The organism is Microcystis sp. LEGE 08355 (genome assembly GCF_015207185.1).
GTDB lineage: Bacteria > Cyanobacteriota > Cyanobacteriia > Cyanobacteriales > Microcystaceae > Microcystis > Microcystis panniformis.
In genome coordinates, this window is record NZ_JADEXI010000728.1 from 1 (window position 1) to 2,032 (window position 2,032).

Annotated in this window: 2 protein-coding genes and 2 pseudogenes; 2 read left to right on the forward strand and 2 right to left on the reverse strand. The window is 43.7% G+C overall.

Translation table 11 applies throughout. The annotated features are described in order from the left end of the window. Positions 1-310: pseudogene (locus IQ242_RS23390) on the forward strand (CPBP family intramembrane glutamate endopeptidase); the annotation flags it as partial. A gap of 177 nt (positions 311-487) precedes the next feature. On the opposite strand, the pseudogene IQ242_RS23395 reads toward IQ242_RS23390, so the two are convergent. Together IQ242_RS23395 and IQ242_RS23400 are read right to left on the reverse strand one after the other, a co-directional pair. Beyond that, positions 488-731: pseudogene (locus tag IQ242_RS23395) on the reverse strand (IS1 family transposase); the annotation flags it as partial. A gap of 28 nt (positions 732-759) precedes the next feature. Then, entirely contained in the window at positions 760-1,629 is an 870-nt protein-coding gene (locus IQ242_RS23400; RefSeq protein ID WP_193961602.1) for an ABC transporter permease, read from the reverse strand. A gap of 315 nt (positions 1,630-1,944) precedes the next feature. On the opposite strand from IQ242_RS23400, the gene ndhN reads away from it, so the two are divergent. Continuing rightward, the coding region (gene ndhN / locus IQ242_RS23410) for an NAD(P)H-quinone oxidoreductase subunit N (RefSeq protein WP_193961603.1) at positions 1,945-2,032 on the forward strand (88 nt) is incomplete at its 3' end.

Consider the following 2,032-nt stretch of genomic DNA (forward strand, 5'->3'; position numbering starts at 1 on the left):
CTTTATTAAACCTTTAGCCGAAATTATCCGCACTTTTCCCCAATTTCCTGCCTTAGTCTTGCTAGGATTGGTTCTCGGTTGGGCAAAACGCGCCTGTGGTGGTAGTTTGGGTAAAAGTATCGGTCTGCACGCGGGTTTAATCTGGGCATACTATATATTAAATGTGGGTCAGTTAATTAAATACACTGGTACTGTTCCCGATTGGTTAACTGGAATCGATAAAAATCCTTTAGCGGGAGTGATGGGTTTACTTTTCCTGACAATTCTCGCTATCTGGATCAGAAAAAAAGCAGTTTTGAGTGAACGATAGGGGATTAAATCAATTACTATAAAGGGGAAATTGCCCATGAGAGTTATAACCGATGAATCGATTATTATCTTTTCTAGAATATCGCCCGCGTTTGCGTAATATCCTATCTTTTTGTTTCTCTCTTATCGTCATGCTGTTGATCGGTGTAGGCAAAGTCACAGCACAAGATTTAAATAAATGACGTAATCTTGTATTTTCTCCCTCTACCCTTGTCCTATAAGTTTTGCTAACAATCTGATCCCCGTCAGGGATAAATATTGGATACACTGGATTTCCATCATTTACCCAAAAATAACATTGCCAAAATGAGATAGCTTGCCATAAACGTTGAAATGTGTCTGCACTATGTTGCCGAAGGCACTCGCCTTGGGAGACCACCAATTACCCATCCAAGAATTCCATCTCGAAAGTGGTCAACAGCGTAATTTCAGTTCCGGTGCTGATTCGGATCATCTTTCAATTTGACAACGCCTAAAAATTTCACTTAACCCCTCTCCCAAGAGGGATAAACCCACCACCATCGTGGTCATTGCTAATCCGGGGAATAAAGTGGTCCACCAGATACCTGTAGATAAATCCGCCAAAGCTTCCTTGAGATCATGACCCCATTCCGGCACTTCTTCTGGTAATCCTAAGCCTAAAAAGCCTAAACCGCCTAAAACCAGGATCGCATCTGCTGCGTTGAGGGTAAAAAGAACCGGGACACTCTGGACGACATTAAAGAAAAGATATTTTGATAATATACGACCCGGTGTAGCCCCGATCGCTCGGGCCGCTTCGATAAATAACTCATTTTTAACGCTGGCGGTTTGATTTCTGACCACGCGAAAATATTGAGGAATATAGGCAATACTAACAGCGATCGCTACATTGAGGATACCACGACCCAAGACGAAAGCGAGAGCCACCGATAATAATAACCCCGGCAAGGTGTAGAGGGTATCCATGAGAAAGAGGAGAACGCGATCGATCTTACCTCCCAAATAACCGCTAATTAGTCCTAAAGGAACCCCGATGACTAAAGATAATCCTGTGGCCAAAAATACCACGGACAAGGCCGCTCGCGCCCCGAATAGGGTGCGGGAAAAGACATCATAACCGCGCACATTCGTCCCGAACCAATGGGCGGAACTGGGGGCTTGTAGGGGATAATTGCTTAAAATGTCGGTTGGATCCTGAATCATGCCGATCGCTTGCAGAAGGGGCGAAAACAGGGCAATCAGGATAAAAATAATTGTCAATACCAACCCAACCCCTAGTAGTTTAGTGGTTAGGTTGGGTTTCAGAAAAGGATCGATCGGCAATTTAACAGGAGTCATCGACAAAATTTAGCCATGGCATAGAACGCTAATTGTAGAAGACAAGGCTAACCTGCGACAAGAGCAGTGTTTTTTTCAGACAGCCGGGGCCGAAACGACCATAAACCAGAGTAAGACTGCTAAAGCTAAAACAGTTAGTTTAATCAGGATATAAAGCAGTCCGTTGGGATAAAGGAGATCGTGAAACATATTACCTCCTCGGGAGAGAGTAGCGATTGTCCCTCTCTATCTTTGATCCTAAGTCTTTTTCTGTTCACCTGACGCACAACTTAACAAAACGTGCGATTATAGGGAAAAAGATTTTTTTTACTAGCTATGGCATTACTGACCACAGGAAAACCATTTATTCGCGATCTGGAACAATACGGCGCTTTAGGCGTTTACGCACCCTTAGAAGGTGGTT

What these genes read in the sequence shown, in the direction of transcription:
- IQ242_RS23400 (WP_193961602.1), bottom strand. Translation starts at nt 1,629, where the DNA reads ATGACTCCTGTTAAATTGCCGATCGATCCTTTTCTGAAACCCAACCTA.